12 protein-coding genes and 1 pseudogene are annotated in these 16375 nt (G+C 38.3%); 7 read left to right on the top strand and 6 right to left on the bottom strand.

Annotation, left to right across the window (positions count from 1 at the left end):
• Positions 1–18 precede the first annotated feature (18 nt).
• The 3 genes from QL998_RS14670 to ccoG all read left to right on the top strand — a co-directional run bounded on the left by QL998_RS14670 (position 19) and on the right by ccoG (position 4363).
• Positions 19–1323: an AarF/ABC1/UbiB kinase family protein gene (locus QL998_RS14670; protein WP_290192966.1), complete on the top strand. Its 1305-nt coding sequence runs from the start codon at positions 19–21 to the stop codon at positions 1321–1323.
• 93 nt (positions 1324–1416) lie between these two features.
• Positions 1417–2835 (top strand): sigma 54-interacting transcriptional regulator, encoded by a 1419-nt coding sequence (locus QL998_RS14665; protein ID WP_182195888.1) that lies wholly within the window; start codon positions 1417–1419, stop codon positions 2833–2835.
• Between the two features lie 145 nt (positions 2836–2980).
• The gene (ccoG, locus tag QL998_RS14660) at positions 2981–4363 is read left to right on the top strand and encodes a cytochrome c oxidase accessory protein CcoG (RefSeq protein ID WP_290192965.1); all 1383 of its coding nucleotides are present in this window, start codon (positions 2981–2983) and stop codon (positions 4361–4363) included.
• A gap of 26 nt (positions 4364–4389) precedes the next feature.
• Here ccoG and QL998_RS14655 read toward each other — a convergent pair whose 3' ends face one another.
• The 3 genes from QL998_RS14655 to QL998_RS14645 form a co-directional block, all read right to left on the bottom strand.
• A complete protein-coding gene (locus QL998_RS14655; protein ID WP_290192964.1) occupies positions 4390–4809 on the bottom strand; it encodes a hypothetical protein in 420 nt (139 codons plus the stop codon).
• 144 nt (positions 4810–4953) lie between these two features.
• The gene (locus QL998_RS14650) at positions 4954–5877 is read right to left on the bottom strand and encodes a M14 family metallocarboxypeptidase (RefSeq protein ID WP_007580360.1); all 924 of its coding nucleotides are present in this window, start codon (positions 5875–5877) and stop codon (positions 4954–4956) included.
• 114 nt (positions 5878–5991) lie between these two features.
• Entirely contained in the window at positions 5992–6729 is a 738-nt protein-coding gene (locus tag QL998_RS14645) for a hypothetical protein (RefSeq protein WP_024605022.1), read from the bottom strand.
• Between the two features lie 282 nt (positions 6730–7011).
• Between QL998_RS14645 and QL998_RS14640 the strand changes: the two genes are divergently transcribed.
• Together QL998_RS14640 and QL998_RS14635 are read left to right on the top strand one after the other, a co-directional pair.
• Positions 7012–9861 carry a UvrD-helicase domain-containing protein gene (locus QL998_RS14640; RefSeq protein WP_290192963.1) on the top strand — a complete coding sequence of 950 codons (2850 nt, stop codon included), beginning with the start codon at positions 7012–7014 and terminating at the stop codon, positions 9859–9861.
• Positions 9862–9987: 126 nt separating this feature from the next.
• Positions 9988–12258, top strand: coding sequence for an EAL domain-containing protein (locus QL998_RS14635; protein WP_290192962.1), 2271 nt, complete (start codon positions 9988–9990; stop codon positions 12256–12258).
• A 23-nt stretch (positions 12259–12281) separates the two neighbouring features.
• On the opposite strand, the gene QL998_RS14630 is transcribed toward QL998_RS14635, so the two are convergent.
• The 3 genes from QL998_RS14630 to QL998_RS14620 form a co-directional block, all read right to left on the bottom strand.
• Positions 12282–12680 carry a hypothetical protein gene (locus QL998_RS14630; protein ID WP_182195898.1) on the bottom strand — a complete coding sequence of 133 codons (399 nt, stop codon included), beginning with the start codon at positions 12678–12680 and terminating at the stop codon, positions 12282–12284.
• A 1-nt stretch (position 12681) separates the two neighbouring features.
• Positions 12682–13596 carry a zinc dependent phospholipase C family protein gene (locus QL998_RS14625; protein WP_182195900.1) on the bottom strand — a complete coding sequence of 305 codons (915 nt, stop codon included), beginning with the start codon at positions 13594–13596 and terminating at the stop codon, positions 12682–12684.
• Between the two features lie 98 nt (positions 13597–13694).
• Positions 13695–14282, bottom strand: a complete 588-nt coding sequence (locus QL998_RS14620; protein ID WP_290192961.1) for a hypothetical protein — start codon at positions 14280–14282, stop codon at positions 13695–13697.
• A gap of 262 nt (positions 14283–14544) precedes the next feature.
• Here QL998_RS14620 and QL998_RS14615 point away from each other — a divergent pair, with 262 nt between their 5' ends.
• Positions 14545–16182, top strand: coding sequence for a cyanophycinase (locus tag QL998_RS14615; RefSeq protein ID WP_290192960.1), 1638 nt, complete (start codon positions 14545–14547; stop codon positions 16180–16182).
• 89 nt (positions 16183–16271) lie between these two features.
• Positions 16272–16375 (top strand): annotated as a pseudogene (locus QL998_RS14610) (IS110 family transposase); the annotation flags it as partial.

Raw genomic sequence — 16375 nt, 5'->3', positions numbered from 1 at the left:
TAATTAGGTTTTAATATTATGGCGGCTCCTCGTACTGTTCCCACTTCTAGGCTTTCTCGCTTTGCAAAATTAGGCTCACTTGCCACAGGTGTTGCTACCAACATGTTAGTTGATGGCGCTAAGAGCGCGCTAACAGGTAAAGGTTGGGACAATAAAAGCTTACTGCTACAACCTAAAAACATTGAAAAACTAGCTATACAGCTATCTCATTTACGTGGCGCCGCAATGAAGCTCGGGCAATTGCTTTCAATGGATGCCGGTGATTTACTTAGTCCTGAATTGTCTCAGTTACTTGCTTTACTGCGCTCAGACGCGAATCCAATGCCTCATAAGCAGCTTGTTGAAGTGTTAAAAGAGCAATGGGGGGATGAGTGGCTAGCGCGTTTTTCTCATATTGAATTAAGACCTTTTGCAGCGGCTTCTATAGGGCAAGTTCATTTAGCTTACAAGGAGAATGGTGAGCAACTGGCTGTTAAAATTCAATACCCTGGTATTGCAAAAAGTGTAGTAAGTGATGTCGATAACGTTATTTCTTTATTAACGATTTCTCGATTATTGCCAAAAGATCTTAATATTAAACCACTTATTAGTGAGGCTAAAGCGCAGTTATTAGCCGAGGCTGATTATAAGCGGGAGGCTCAGTACTTAATACGTTATAAAAATGCACTAGCAACTAATCCCCACTTTAAAGTGCCTAACGTATATCCAGAGCACAGCACACAACAAGTACTTACTATGGAATATATAAAAGCAGAGCCCATTGAGAGCATTACACAGCTACCTGATAGTCAAAAAAGCTTTGTTGCAGAGCAACTTATTGATTTGTTTTTTAAAGAAATGTTTGAATTTAAATTAATTCAAACCGACCCTAACTTTGCCAATTTTCATTATCAGCTTGATACACAAAAAATTGTTTTATTTGATTTTGGTGCAACCCGAGAAATATCAACAGTGCTTAGTTTAGCGTATTTAGCTTTATTTAAAGCGGGTAGTGAAAACAACAGAGAAGGTGTACTTAAAGCGGCTTCACATATTGGTTATTTTAAAAATGACTTAGTTGATGAGTATAAAAACAACGTCATTGATTTATTCTTAATGGCGTGCGAGCCACTAAGAGCAGAAGGAAAATTTGATTTTAAAAACAGCGAACTCGCGCTCAAAATTAAAAATGCAGGGCTTGCTCTTAGTGCACAATCTCAGCAATGGCACACACCGCCCGTTGATGCCCTATTTATTCACCGAAAACTTGCAGGGCTTTATTTAATAGCCGCAAGGCTAGGTGCAAAAATAGATGTGAAAACGCTATTTCAGCACTATTTATAGCGTTTTAATGGGCACGTGAGTGCATTTTAAGTAATGAGTGCACTTAGTGTGTAAAATTGCCATAATGCTCGCGATATTTCGCGAGGTGTATTTATGATAAAACAATTTTTAAATGATCCTAAATTATTGCTAAACGCAGTAGGTGAGGGCATATACGGTTTTGACCTATCGGGTAATGCGGTGTTTGTTAATCCTGCCGCTGAGCGCATGACCGGCTGGCGGGCTGAGGAGCTATTAGGTAAAAAAATACACCAATATCATCACCATACTCATGCTGATGGCACACCTTATCCCGCAGATGAATGCCAAATTTACTGCACCATGTTTGACGGCAAACGTCGTGAAGTTAAAAATGAAGTTTTTTGGCGTAAAGACGGTAGCTCATTTGCAGTGGAATACACCTCAACACCGGTTTATCAAAATGATGAGTTAATTGGTGCTGTAGCGGTATTTCGCGATATATCACTGCAACAGCAAACACAAAATGCACTGCAAGAGGCACTTGAGCAAGTAAAGCATTTAAGTGAGCAGCTAAAAGATGAAAACAACTACTTAATTGCAGAACTTAACGAAGATTGGCAAGACTCAGGGCTAGTTGGACAAAGTCATATATTTCAAACCATGTTAGATCAAATAAAACTGGTAAGTGAAACCGACAGCACAGTGCTTATACTTGGCGAAAATGGCACGGGTAAAGAATTAGTAGCCCGTAATTTGTATCGACTAAGCAAGCGTAGCGAACAAGCCTTTATAAAAGTAAATTGCGCCGCATTTACCCCAAGTTTGCTAGAATCGGAACTTTTTGGCCATGAAAAAGGCGCATTTACAGGTGCAAATGAACCCCGTAAAGGGCGTTTTGAACTTGCTGATAAAGGCACCTTGTTTTTAGATGAAATAGCAGAGCTTCCACTTGAGGCGCAAAGTAAACTGCTTAGAGTCCTCCAAGAACAAGAGTTTGAACGTGTAGGTGGCAGCAATACGCTAAAAGTAAATATTAGAGTAATTGCAGCGACTAATCGCGACCTGTGGGAAATGGTACAAAAAGGCACGTTTAGAATTGATTTGTATTATCGGCTCAATGTATTTCCTATAAAAGTACCCGCCCTTAAAGATCGAAAAGAGGATATTCCTTATTTATGCGCTAATTTAATTGCGCAGCTAAATAAACGACTGGGTAAACATTTAAAAGGGCTAAGTAAAAAAGCAATTACACAACTGCAAGCCTATGATTGGCCAGGCAACATTAGAGAGCTGCAAAATGTACTGGAACGCGAAGCTATTTTATCTAATCAGGCTGTGCTTCAGCTAAGCCAGCCTTTGCAAGCGGGTGGCGAAGTCGTTATTAATCCTTCACTTACGCTTGATGAAGCGCAAAAACAGCATATAACCTCTGTTCTTGCGTTATCGCACTGGCAAATATCGGGCGATAAAGGGGCGGCAGTTAAGTTGGGCTTACCTGAGAGTACACTACGCTCAAAAATGCGAAAGCTGGGAATCACTAAAAAATCGTGATATATCGCGATATGCGCTTTATATCGCGATCTCGGTTTTTGTTTTTTAAAATAATTTCTTTAATATCAATGAAGTAATTAAAGTTTCAGCTTGGTCTGAAAGTTGCAAATACTTGCTTAATACCCGTCATTATGAAGCAAGTACTATGAAGTTTGATATAAAAGAAGAAGACATGATCATTAAGCCCTATAACACCGAATGGCCAATTTATATCCGCGAGCAAAAAGGATTTTTTCAGCGCATACGCCGTAATTTAGGTTGGCTGTTAATGCTAACTTTTATTGCAATACCGTGGATTCAATATAACGGTCAACAAGCTGTGCTGCTTGATGTGGCAACGCAAACCTTTACTATTTTTGGTTTAACACTCCTTCCTCAAGATTTTATGATTTTAGCGCTGCTATTTATGGTGGGGGCTTTTGCATTATTTTTTATAACTAACTGGCTTGGTCGGGTTTGGTGTGGATATACGTGCCCGCAAACAATATGGATGCTCATGTTTTCGTGGGTAGAGCAACGCATAGAAGGCACTCGAAATCAGCGAATTAAATTAGATAAATCACAGTGGACGCTAAGCACTTGGCGAAAAAAAATAACTAAGCACAGTGCGTGGATTGTTATTTCTATTTTAACTGCCACCTCGTTTATGGCGTATTTTATTCCGGCTAAAAGTTTGTATATGGAAATGCTTACGTTTGAGTGGTCAGGTATAACGAGCTTTTGGGTGTTTTTATTCGCTTTTTGTACTTATGGCAATGCAGGGTTTTTACGCGAAAAAATGTGCACAATTGCTTGCCCTTATTCTCGTTTTCAAGCTGTTATGTTTGATAAAGATACGTTGCTTGTTACATATGATAACGAGCGAGGTGAAAGCCGAGGACCACGTAAACGCAAAGCTGACCCCAAAGAGCTTAACTTAGGTGACTGTGTAGACTGTAACTTGTGTGTAGAGGTATGCCCTGCAGGAATAGACATTCGAAATGGATTGCAATATGAATGTATAAATTGTGGCTTATGTATTGATGCCTGCGACGATACCATGGAGAAATTTGGTTACGAGAAAGGCTTAATTAAATACGCCAGTGAGAAACAAATGGAAGGTAAAAAAACTAATCCATTTAGGTTAAAGCTAGTAGGGTATGGCGCATTAACGGCTTTGTTAATAATATCTATGTTTGCATGGATGCTGCAACGTACACCAATAGAAGCCTCAGTACTACGCGATAGGAATGCGCTTTATAGAGTGAACTACGAGGGCCTAGTAGAAAACCCTTACACACTTACTATTATTAATAAAACGCAGCAAGCACTGCATTACAGTATTGCCATAGAGGGTTTGCCTGGGGCAACGCTCTCAAGTCCGAAATCTACGCTTGTACAACCGGGTGCGATGAAAAGAGTTCCCGTTACTGTAACAGCCGATGGTTACGATATTGAACGTAAAGTGAGTAAGTTACAATTTATTGTAACAGCGCAAGAAAACGCCAGCATTACGATAACCAAAGACAGTCAGTTTTACAAAAACTAAGATTGATAAAGCAAGATCAACGATTTTTATATCAGTTGGCCTTGCTTACTTTTTAAGTTGTGAGAAATAAACTGTTTAGCGCTATCTAAATCGGTAAATAGGCACTCACTAAAATTAACGTTTCTTTTTGCGCACTTTAAAATGCGTTTCATTTGATTTATAGCGATAGCTGAAGTGAGTACAAACGCACTACACAGGCAGTTATTTGCTTTCATTAAATGGCTAATATCTATCATCTCTTTTTCTGCCTCAGGCGTTGCAGCTAAAACATCAAAAGAATCACTAATATAGGCCCAAGGCTGATTGTTGAGTGATTTTATTTTTTCGCATAGTTCAATTTTAAACGCACGAAGAAGCCCTGAGGTGATGTATCCCGCAAAGTGAGCGATAACAACGTTATTTTCAGTGTAAAGGCTTACCTGTCCATATTTGTTTTTAAACCCCAATGTATACTCCTTGAATTTGAGGGAAGGCTAACCTTATACCTTTAAATTCAATAAAACCAGTTCTTTTGGGTTGTTTTTTGTTATCAGATTGTTTCTTGGTTGGGCGGGTACTTAATTTAATGAGTACCCGCTCTTTAATAGTGGTTAATCTTTTGTAGAGGTTGTAATGTAATTTAGCGCGCTAGTTATAACCGCGACTTGTGCCAAAATACATTCTTCATCGGTGGCTGTTGGGCTATCTGGGTACACTTCTGTAGTAGTTACATAGGGTGCATCAGTAAAGCCCATACATAAACCTAAATCGCGTGCTGCATAGTTAATCACGCCAAATTGCTCTTGAGGTACGCCTATTAGCTGGTTATTTTCATCGCTCGGTGCAATATGAGTTACCTTTGCAACGCTTTCTATAATGACTTTTTGAAACTCCGGCTCAGGCTTTTTGGTATCTGCAACTAAATAAAACCCGTCAGGTATGTTCCAGTTAGTATTTGTAGTGCCTTCACGCGCAGCGAGTGCGGGTCTAAATTCACTGTTATCGCTATCTGTTGTTTCGTGTAAATCAATATGAGCGATTAAGTCAGTACCTAATGATTTTACAAACGCCATAATAGCGGCTGATTCTTGAGCTGGGCTGCCCTCGTAAAATGAGCGATTAGGATCAATAGCGTCTGGGTTCCAGCGGTTTATAGTCTCATATCCCCAAGGACTAATGCAGGGGGCAACAATAATATTAAACTGTTCGCAATATTGCATAGCCGATGTTTTAGCAAACCTAAGTGCGCCATGTACGCCACTGGTTTCGTAGCCATGTACACCACCGGTGATTAAAACAGTTGGTTTATTAGCATTAAAGTTAGGCGTTTTTAATATATATAATGGGTAAGTGCCAGCGGTGTAATTAAGCTCGCCGTATTGCTCTATATCTAAGGTGCTCTTAAGGTCATTAATTAGCGTTACGACTTCGTTTTGGTAACTGCGTTTAATGTTTTGGCGTGTTAACCACTGGGCTTTATCGTTGTCATTCCATTTTTTGCCAGGTGTGCCAATAGGGTATGTGCTGTTAGTCATAATAAACCTTTATATCAATTGTTATTAGCTTTCCTATAAATAAGGAGGGCAATTACAATTGGTAGAGTTACTTAATAAAGGCGTAGCTTAACGCTGAGTAAATTAGCGTGCAAATTAAAACGTTAAAGTCATATTTTTTATAGCGCGCGATTGCTGGGATTTAATATAGCTTTGGTTTGCGTATTCACCCGAAATACTACCGAATCGATCGCGTTTCACACTAATTGTTAAATCACACGTTTTACCTTGATCTACTTGCGAGCTGCTAAACATATCTAAACTTTGCAGATTTATTTCAAGGCGCGAAGTGTTAAGCGCAAAAAGCGTTGATTGTAAAAGTGTTTCATTATTATTGTTAGTGCAGCTACTGCTAAGTTCTACTTGGCTAGTACTATTAGGATCAGTGCCATCTAGCTGAACTGTAAGGGGACTATTAATATCAAAATTTTGATTGTTACTCGGGGTTAAAATAATAAAATTTAAAGGCAACTCCACGCTCGAATTAGCATTTATGCCATCGTCTCGTTTAAATTTTATATCAAACTGTTGGTTATCGTCAGTGGCATTTATATACGCTTGGTAATCAACGTCTAAAAAGTCGGTATCTTTTGTAAGTACAATAGCAGTGCTATTAACAACAGCTTGTAATGAGTCGCTATCGCTTAAAACAATGTTAGAGCCATTAGCATCGCCTGCATTTAGTTCTGCGTTAACACGCGTGCGGTTACCGTCAGAAACTAGTTCAAAACCTGCCCAAATACCTTGTGTTTTTACTAAATCCGACTCTGTTTCTGACGTGCAAGCGCATAATGCTAAAATTAAAGCCGTTGTGGTAATGCATTTTTTAAGCATGTTAGCTCCTTTAAACCACTTAATTAGGCTGTAAATAATTGTTTAATTGGGGATATACCTAACAATTATATGAAGTGTAAGTTTGTATATGTGCATTGTTACACAACAAGCTATCTATAAATGTTTAAATTTGTTAATGGTTGTAAATAAAGTATTAACCACCAGGTTTAAAAACTAACTTACCAATGAAATTGTTTACTAAGTAAGCATCGATTTAGCGCTAAATGTATTACAAAAGAGTATGTTACAATTAAGGTAAAGCATATCTTCATATTGAGTATTATGGCGCAGTATATTGCTACTCCAAGTTGGCTAGGCCGTTTTTTTACCCGTATTAAACACGTAGCTATTGAACAAGAGCGCCTTGTTGTGCATTTTAGAGGTGCTCCCGCATGGACATTTTTAATTAAAGACTTTTATAATTACTCAATATTTAAAAACCGTTTATTTAGCGGCAAAATTAATTTGTGCGACAGTAGTAATACATCAATTAGCTTTTTAAACAAATCACAAGCGAACGCTTTAAATACGGCCCTTAACACGCGGTTTTCAGCCCTGCTTGAGCAAAAGGTAAATAACGCAAAGATTTCGCTCAAGCGCTATGCTTTAGATGAGTTTTTACGTGATAGTTCCATAAAAACACTTAATAATGATGTATTTTTGCTTACCAAGCAGTACGCTAAAAGTACAAGTGTGTGGCAACAGCACTTATCGCCAAGTAGTATTAAATTTTTAAATATACTGAGCACTACACCCAATACTCACGATGCAATTGCACAGTTGCGCCATAAATATGAAAAAAAACAACTAACTCTTAAAAATGACTTTTTTAATCAAGTAGAGTCAAATCCATTAACAACAGAGCAGCGCTTAGCGGTAATACGCGATAACGATAAAAATTTAGTATTAGCGGCAGCAGGCACAGGTAAAACATCTGTGATGGTAGCAAAGTCTTTAGATTTAATAGCATGCAATATTGCCAAGCCTGAGCAAATTTTGGTGCTGGCCTATAATAAAACAGCAGCAAAGGAGCTTAAAGAGCGCTTTATTAAACGCGCCACGCATGCAAACTTGCATACCAAAGTACCCACTATTTTAACGTTTCATGCGCTTGGGCTTAAATTATTACAAAGTGCTAAAAAGCCAATCGAGTTGTCAAAATTTGCAACCGACCCAGTTCAATTAAATAGTTGGTTAACTGGGTGGGTAAGTAAAAAAATACAAACCGAGCCACAGTTTTTAAAAGCATTTGTAGATTTACTCCATGAGCCGATTGATATATTTAGCTTTAAAGATAATGCACAGTACGAGCGATACGTACGCGATAACGAATACCGTAGCCTTGCGGGTCATAAAGTAAAAAGTTATCAGGAAGTGCTTATTTCAAACTGGCTACATTTGAATTGCGTGGCGCACAGTTATGAGGTGAATTATCACTTTAATCAAGGCGCAGAGCTAAGTGGGCAATACCAACCAGACTTTTATATACCTCAATACGATATTTACTTAGAGCACTTTGGCATTGATAGGCAAGGGAATACTCGTGCCGATATAGATAAAAAACACTATAACGAGCAAATTGCACTTAAGCGTAAGTTACATAAAAAAAATGGCACCACTTTACTCGAGACCTTTCATTACAACTGGGTAGAAGGAAAGCTAGAGCAAACTCTCGCAAAGCAATTAAAGCAGCATAATGTTGAATTAACACCTATGAGTAACGACGAAATATTTCATACTTTAAATAACTCAGGGCAGTTACAGCAAGGCATTGATAAGTACATAAAATGCTTACAAGCTATTCGAGTGGAGCAACTAAGTAATAAGCAAATAGCGCAGCGCATCAAGCAAAGTGGTATTAAAAACTATCAACAATATGCAAACTTGTTAGTGCAAATTCATGACGCCTATATAAATGAACTAAGCACGCAAAATGCCATTGATTTTGACGACATGATTATTCAAGCGACAAAGGCGATAGTAAGCGGAGACTTTAATATTCCGTGGAGCCACATTTTAGTTGATGAGTTTCAAGATATATCAAGTGCGCGTATGGGCTTTTTAAATGCGATATTAAAATATGGTAACGGAATACGCTTTACTGCGGTAGGTGATGACTGGCAAGCAATTTATCGGTTCTCGGGTGGTAATTTAGCGCTTACTACACGCTTTAATGAATTAGTGGGCAGCCACTCACTTACTATGTTGCAAAAAACATTTAGATATAACAATAGTATTAGTGATGTAGCGGGGCGCTTTGTAATGCAAAACCCTGAGCAATATAAAAAGCAGATCAGCACACATACGCAAGTAACCACACCACAAGTTATTTTGTTAGACGATTTATACCAAGGCACTAAATCGATAGAAATAAAAGTACAGCAGAGCATAAGCACTATTCAAAAAAACGATGCATCAGCGAGTATTGCCATACTTAGTCGATACCGATACATGTTAAATAGCGTGCAGCAGCATTTAAAAGATAAAAAGCATACAAACCCTCTTTATTTTTGGACATTGCATAGCGCTAAGGGGCTTGAAGCCGATTACTGTATTATTATTGGTTTTGAACAAGGTAAATTAGGGTTTCCTAGCGATAATCAAAATAACGTGCTGGTGGAGTCGTTATTACCAGAGCAAGATGAATTCACTCACTCAGAAGAAAGGCGTTTGCTTTATGTAGGTATTACGCGCGCAAAAAATAAAGCGTATTTAATTGCAGACCCTTATGCATGCTCAGCGTTTGTAAAAGAACTAGTAAATGACGATTATCCTATTCAAATCGGCTCCACGTTGTTTAACAAGTCGCAACTAAAGCAAAGAGAGTGTAATACGTGCAGCGACGGATTAATTGTGCCAAAAACGGGTCAGTATGGTGATTATTATAGCTGTACTAATACGCAGATTTGCGAAACTAAACTACGAGTGTGTAAAAGCTGTAGTAGCCCATCGGTTGATAAAAGCACGTATTCACAATGTGTGAATACAGAGTGTAAAACGCAGCATCCAATTTGTGAAAAGTGTGGTCGCGAAATGCGTAAACGAAAATCTAAGCACGGTGAATTTTTAGGATGCAGTGGTTTCGCGCTTAAAGAGGATAACTGTAAAAACACTCGAAAAATGAATGTTTAACGGCTAACGAGCAGGTTTACACCTGTCTATTTTATAGAACAATGTAAATAGAAATTATATTCATTTGATTGATTTTAACAAGTTATCAATGTCTAATAGAAGAATGAGCTTTAACTGTTGTTTATTATGCATTTTTTCAATAGGTTCTTTTTATTAAACGATCACTATTCAGCCCCTGATCAGGTTGCTAATTGGCGAGTAAGTGCACTGCGCATTATTCTATCATTAGTAATGGTGTTATGTTTTGCTGTGGTGTGCCACACGTACGCAAGCGCTATTGAGTTTAACTTAATTTATATTGTTGTATTAACAAGCAGTTTTTTTGCGACTGTATGCGGTTTGCTTATAGCAAGTAAGCGTTTTTATCACTTCAGCGCTCATGTACTTTTAATAGCCATTGTAGCTGCTAGCGTGTCAATGAACTTATTTTTAACAGACCTAGAGCTTGCTAAAGTGGGCTCTATGTATATGTATTCCTGCCCAATAATCGCACTTATGCTCCTTGGTTATAGAACAGCCCTTGCTTATGGCGTATTAAATATTGTACCGTTTTATATGATTATCAATAACGTTGATGTATCGGGCTTAACTGGCATTGCTCAACAACTTCCCGATGCCAGCTTATACATTACAGGGCTTATATTCTTATTTTTTAACATTTGTATTCCCCTTGCTGTGGCACGCACAATTGTGGCTGCTAAGCGTTTAAACAAAACAATGATAAGCGCTAATACACACCTTAAAGATAAAAATGAGCTTTATCGAAGCTTGTTCACCGAATCAAATAAAGCCAAAATTATTGTTGACGAAAACCTTGTCATTACTGATTTTAATCAACACGCTATTGATATGTTTGGTATAAAAAAAGAATTAAAAGAAGAATGCGTTAACCTTTCTCATTTATTTCCTACTTTAGTTTTTGACGCCCCTAATGCTCAAAATAAAATTGTGAAGTACAAAAAAAGCTATTTTAAAGCCTGCTACCAGCAAATAACAATGAGTACAAACTACCGTGTATACGACTTTTACGATTGCACGCAAGAGCAGCTCATTAAACAAAACTTATCGATGATGGAACAAGAAAATAAACGTTTACGCTTTAGAGACTCGCAAACAAAACTCCCCAATAGAGAATGGTTTGAGCTGCAATGCAACAGATTAACAAGCAAATACCAAAAAGGTTTTTTTATCGTTGTTACCCAAAGTGCAAATAGTGAATACTTAAATTTAAAGCTCACTAAAGCCGACTCTCAAGCATTACTTATTAACGCGTATAAGCGTTTAAAGGCGATGGCAGATGGGCCGTTGTTGTGTGCCCATATAGGAGTAGGAAAGCTTGCTTTTATAATTGGCGCAAACTCGCAAAACGAGCTTGAAGATAAGCTATTAATGCAAATAAAAAATACATTAGATAAAACTTATAATGTGTTTGGCACTAAGTGTCAGCAATCATTTTTATTTGGTTTTGCAAAGTATCCTGATCACGGAAAAAACAGCACAACAGTACTTAGTAATGCGTGCGAAGCACTTAAAGTTGCAAACTGTAATATGCCTCTAAGTGGTTATAACGAAAAGAAATCACAAGCTTTTATCGAAAAATACGAAATTTCGATGTTATTAGACGAAGCGCTTCAGCAGGGCGATTTGTCGGTACACTATCAACCTAAAGTAGATGCAACGGGTAAATGTATAGGGCTTGAAGCTTTAGCGCGTTGGAACAGTCCTATACTAGGTAATGTGTCGCCAGTGGTATTTATTCCTATTGCTGAAGAATACAGAATGGTCAGTAGGTTAACCGATCTGATTATTCAAAAAGTCTGCGCTCAAATTGCCAATTGGACTAAGGCGGGTTTACCGAGTGTGCCGGTGGCAATAAATATATCTCTAATTGATTTTAGCCAAACCGATTTTATGTCAAAACTGGTTAAATACCTTGCCGACTTCAACGTAAAGCCACCTCAAATAGAGTTAGAACTGACTGAAACCTCTCTTGAGGCAAACCAAGCGCATTCGCTAAAGCTTATGCAAACACTGCAATCGTGGGGTTTTACTATTTCGGTTGATGATTTTGGAGTGGGGTATTCTAATATTGCACGCCTTGCCGATTACCCTATTAACAAACTTAAGTTAGATCGCTCATTAATCAGTCAAGTAACAAGTTCTACGCGTCAAAAAAGTTTAGTTAAAGCGGTGCACGTTATGTGTGAAGAGCTTGATATTAAGTGTGTAGCCGAAGGAGTAGAAACCCAAGAGCAAGTAGCAATAATGGCGCAAATGGGGTGTAAAGAATTTCAGGGCTTTTACTTTGCGAAACCAATGTCAGCCGAAAATTTTGCAGAGCATGTTAGCCTCCATGGCTTAGTGTTTAACCCCAAAGAGATGACGGCTCAACTTTAAATGTATAGCAGGTATTTTACTACCTAGTTACAGAGCTGTTGGGCGTTTATAGTTATTTTGCACTGATGAATAACTCCTGCTCCCCAATGCTGTATATCTGATTGAGCAGTACAGCCTGCATCTTCAATTAAAGCAGTATTGGCATCACATAAAAGTAGCACTGCGTTATCATCTTGTACGTTTACAATAAGCGTGTATTCCCCAAAGGGTGCAAGTTTGCTTAAATCGTTATTAACAGCAGCTTTTAACAATTCATCAGTTGTTGAATAGGGTGTTTCACTAAATTTTAGTGTGCCATCAACGGCTGTAGCAATATCTTTTAATTGTGAGGCTAAGTCGGCCATCACTTCTGGATTGTTGTTTTTAGGAGTGTAGCAACCGCTAAGTAATACTATGAGGCTTATACAAAGTAAGTGTTTCATTTTATTTGCTCCATACCGTCATCGTGTTGTGTTCATCGTAGCCTGTATCTAGGTTCCAATTTTTAATTGCACTGTAATCAGTATCTAAAAATATGGCATTGGCAATAATGGTTATGTAGTGCTGAATGTTACTAACGGCAAAGTCAAAAATATCGTTGTAATGCATAGGCTCGTGCGGCGTTTTTAGTTGTTCAATAAAAGTGGGGTCTACTTCGTTTGGGCGAGGATAAAACAAGCCTAAATCAGCAGCAACATGGCGTGCACAGGCAAATAATCGATAGCTTTCTTCAACATTATTTACTACAAGCTGAAAACCGTTATGCCATGAATTAAAGTTAGGAGCGTGTTGTGCTGCGTAGCTTGGGTGAACCGTTAATAAAGCATGTCGCCAAATTTTTGCAATATCGGTATCAAAATTATCGTCTTTGTTAGTACAAGATCCAATATTTTGTTGCACGCGGTCAGCATAACCTAACTCACCTAAGTTTAAACGTTGCCAAATAAACGCGTCTTGATTCATTTCGCAGGTACGGTGCGCCGTTTGGTTTTGCGCGTAAGGGCCTACTTTTAATTCAACAACCGGATGCACTGTTATATCTGCAGCAACATGGGCCATATAACCGCATAACCAGGCAAAACACTTTTCAAATGCTTCACCTTCAAGTGTTTTACAGTATTCAATCATGGCTTTAAGTAAATCGCCTGTGTGCTCATAGTGCATTAGGTCGGCCCACGCATTTTGGCTAGGCTGCGCTACAGCTAAGTAAGGATAATCGGGGGCTACACAGCCTAGTTCAAGGTATGCTTGGCGTTGGCTTAAAATAAGCTTTGCTTTTTTAGGCATATCCATTTTAGCGAGTGACTTGGTTTGCGTTGCAATATTAACAGCAGTGATGTGCGCAAAAGCACCTGGCATTGTCATATCCTTATGATTTATTAATAAGGGTACAGATTAACATTGAGAGGGAGTTAAATAAAGCCAACTAAATGCAAGTATAGCGGGGTAAACACCTATTAAATTAGCTGCTCAACTAATTGGCCATTCTCGTATAATTTAGCATGTTGACGTTTATGTTCTTCAAATAGGTAAGCTCTTAGTTGTTCTTGACCGCTATGAATTTGCGTTATTTTAGCGGCTATACCTTGCATGCTTTGCCTTACGGGTTCTATTTCCATCGAAATACTTTGTTTGTTAGGCAAACTAAATTCCATGTGCTGCGATTTATTTAAATGGTTACCTTTTCTGAGGGGTTTTAAAAACATCCCCGTGTTTGATATTGATTCAATTTTAAACCCTTGGCTTTTAATATTTAGCTCACTCCAGCGCCAACTGCGCAGTGTGCCTTGTGTGTCTATTACTTCGGGGGCGTTTAAAATAGGTTTGATTATACCGGCGCTATCAATTTTTAAGTCCAACGGAAACCATAACTGATAGTGTGCAACCTCTGCGAGCAGGGTTAAATTAGCGCTACTAAGTAAGTGAGCAATATTGGCTGGTACTGAACTTTGTAACGTTAAAACGTGACTGTTGTGAGCATGTGACTTTTTATTAGGCTTAAATAACTCAGCAAAAAAATTTATCTCTTCATTAGAAAAGTCCATATTTCACCCCAGTTACATAAAATAATTCACCACCGTAATTCAAACAATGAAATTGGTCAATAAATGCTCCGTTTAAATTTGTTTAGATAATATTTACTAAGACAGAGGGGCAAACTAAACAATGTATTTAAATGCAGTGCTTAACCCTATCGTTTATCAGAGACTTGAATTATTTAACATTTATAAAAATATATTTAGGCGCAAGTGGCTAGCTGTTAAACTACAGAATATTAGTTTTATTATTTATATTAGAGTTTACATTATGATATGTGCATTTTTACATGATCAACAGCCGAAGTTACTAGGTATGGTAGTGGCATTGTTCGGTGCTGGTTTTTCAATAAATGCAGTGGCTCAAGAGCAAAGCCAAACTTTAATTTTAGTGGGCTCAGAGCTTGCAACCTGTACTAGCGAAAAGCTTAATAATTGCCAAAAAGAGGCTGTTATTGATGGTAAGTCACATAATTTATATGCTGTTAGCAACTCTCAAATAAAAACCATCGCGCAGCAGTGGCCTAGTAATAACATTGAGGCAAAAACGGCTGTATTAAAAACACTTACAACCTTGCTAGGTAAATCGTCAAATAGCGTAGCAAAAGTAGATTTACTTTGGCAGTGGCGCGATATAAATAACCAGCAATTAGAAAGCCTGACTCAGCAAGAATACAACTTTGTATTTGATATGTTAGAAGTACCGCTCCTTAATAAGAACGGTGAGCGCTTAAAAGAGCAAGTAAATACCGATTTTAATAACGAGGCCGCGACTAATAATATTTTACAATTTATGTCGGGCAGTTTAAAAGTTAATAATGCAACCCCCACCATGCTTGCTATTACGGCATCGAGCCGCGACCCTTATGAGTCGGCAGATGTAGCGCAGAGTCTTTTAGCACAATCAAATATAAACACTCAATGGTTAGCACTAACGCCAGCGCTTGCTAAAGCGATTACGAGTAACTCGTGCGATGAATTACCCGCTCTCAGAAATACATTAATGAATGTGTATAACCGTGAAGTGATTTATCCCGATCGTATAACAGCCGAATACGCTTTATGCAAAAGTGGCACTAATGCACTTGTATCACTTATTAAAAATAGTACAGGTGTAATGTTTAATAGCGGTAATGCAGCATTAACTCACAAAGTATTATTTGATCAAAACAATAACCCATACCCGTGGACGCAAGCATTGCAAACTCGACCAGTAATTGTAGGTGAAGGAGCGGGCGCTGCAATCCAGAGTAAAGTGACGGGCATGCTTACAAATACGACAAGCCTTGAGGCACTTCGCAAAAATGAAAATAACACTAATGCTGGTGGGCTGGGCAGTTTTAACTTTGGTGTACTAGATACTCAATTTAGCGAACAAAACCGTACATTTAGGCTTGCAGCAGCGCTAAATAAAAACGAAGTAAATAATACTAAAACAGAGATTCAACATGGTTTTGGTATTGATGAAAATACGGCTTTGGTTGTTATTAAATCGCCAGAAGGTAGTTTAATAACCGTAATAGGTAAAAGTGGTGTAGTGCACTTAACTGAGCAAGGCAAGCCTCAAAAAGATGGTAATAACTATCGTTATTCGTACTGGCCTGCTAGTAGCGTAATTGATATTACCAACAATACGTTTACTCTGAGTGAGCGAACTATAAGCCAAGCGTTACCGGCTATAAAAATACCTCCACTGCCTGTGCAGCGTTTTGGCTCAATTTTAACAAATTCAAAGCTTCGCTCACTTACTCAAGCTATGTGCCTAAGCCAAGAGCAAAGTGCGGTCGCTCAACAAGACGAGTTTATAATTAGCCTTACAGCAGCGAGTGACACACAGTATCATCGCGTAAATGCAAAAGAGTTTGGTTGCGCGCTAAGCAATTTAGAGTTAGCTATAAAGTCGATTTAGTGACTAACCTGATGTAATGGTCTCCTCCCTATACGGCATCTATGTGCCATGATTAAAGTGGTTACAATAATCAAAGGGAGAAGACCAAAATGAAGATTACAACAATTGGTTTAGACATAGCAAAAAGATTTTTCCATGTGGTGTGCTGCAATGAACAAGGGCGCTTAGTTAAAAAGAAAATGTTAAAGCGTGC

Origin of the sequence: Pseudoalteromonas sp. APC 3691, assembly GCF_030408135.1 — a bacterium.
GTDB lineage: Bacteria > Pseudomonadota > Gammaproteobacteria > Enterobacterales > Alteromonadaceae > Pseudoalteromonas.
The sequence above is the reverse complement of the archived record's forward strand: the minus strand, read 5'-3'. Positions and strand labels throughout refer to the sequence as shown.

Excerpts from the sequence above, each read along its gene's own strand:
- QL998_RS14640 (WP_290192963.1), top strand. The coding sequence starts at position 7,012 with ATGGCGCAGTATATTGCTACTCCAAGTTGGCTAGGCCGTTTTTTTACC.
- QL998_RS14650 (WP_007580360.1), bottom strand. The coding sequence starts at position 5,877 with ATGACTAACAGCACATACCCTATTGGCACACCTGGCAAAAAATGGAAT.
- ccoG (WP_290192965.1), top strand. The coding sequence starts at position 2,981 with ATGAAGTTTGATATAAAAGAAGAAGACATGATCATTAAGCCCTATAAC.
- QL998_RS14670 (WP_290192966.1), top strand. The coding sequence starts at position 19 with ATGGCGGCTCCTCGTACTGTTCCCACTTCTAGGCTTTCTCGCTTTGCA.
- QL998_RS14630 (WP_182195898.1), bottom strand. The coding sequence starts at position 12,680 with ATGAAACACTTACTTTGTATAAGCCTCATAGTATTACTTAGCGGTTGC.
- QL998_RS14620 (WP_290192961.1), bottom strand. The coding sequence starts at position 14,282 with ATGGACTTTTCTAATGAAGAGATAAATTTTTTTGCTGAGTTATTTAAG.
- QL998_RS14625 (WP_182195900.1), bottom strand. The coding sequence starts at position 13,596 with ATGCCAGGTGCTTTTGCGCACATCACTGCTGTTAATATTGCAACGCAA.
- QL998_RS14645 (WP_024605022.1), bottom strand. The coding sequence starts at position 6,729 with ATGCTTAAAAAATGCATTACCACAACGGCTTTAATTTTAGCATTATGC.
- QL998_RS14615 (WP_290192960.1), top strand. The coding sequence starts at position 14,545 with ATGATATGTGCATTTTTACATGATCAACAGCCGAAGTTACTAGGTATG.
- QL998_RS14635 (WP_290192962.1), top strand. The coding sequence starts at position 9,988 with ATGCATTTTTTCAATAGGTTCTTTTTATTAAACGATCACTATTCAGCC.
- QL998_RS14665 (WP_182195888.1), top strand. The coding sequence starts at position 1,417 with ATGATAAAACAATTTTTAAATGATCCTAAATTATTGCTAAACGCAGTA.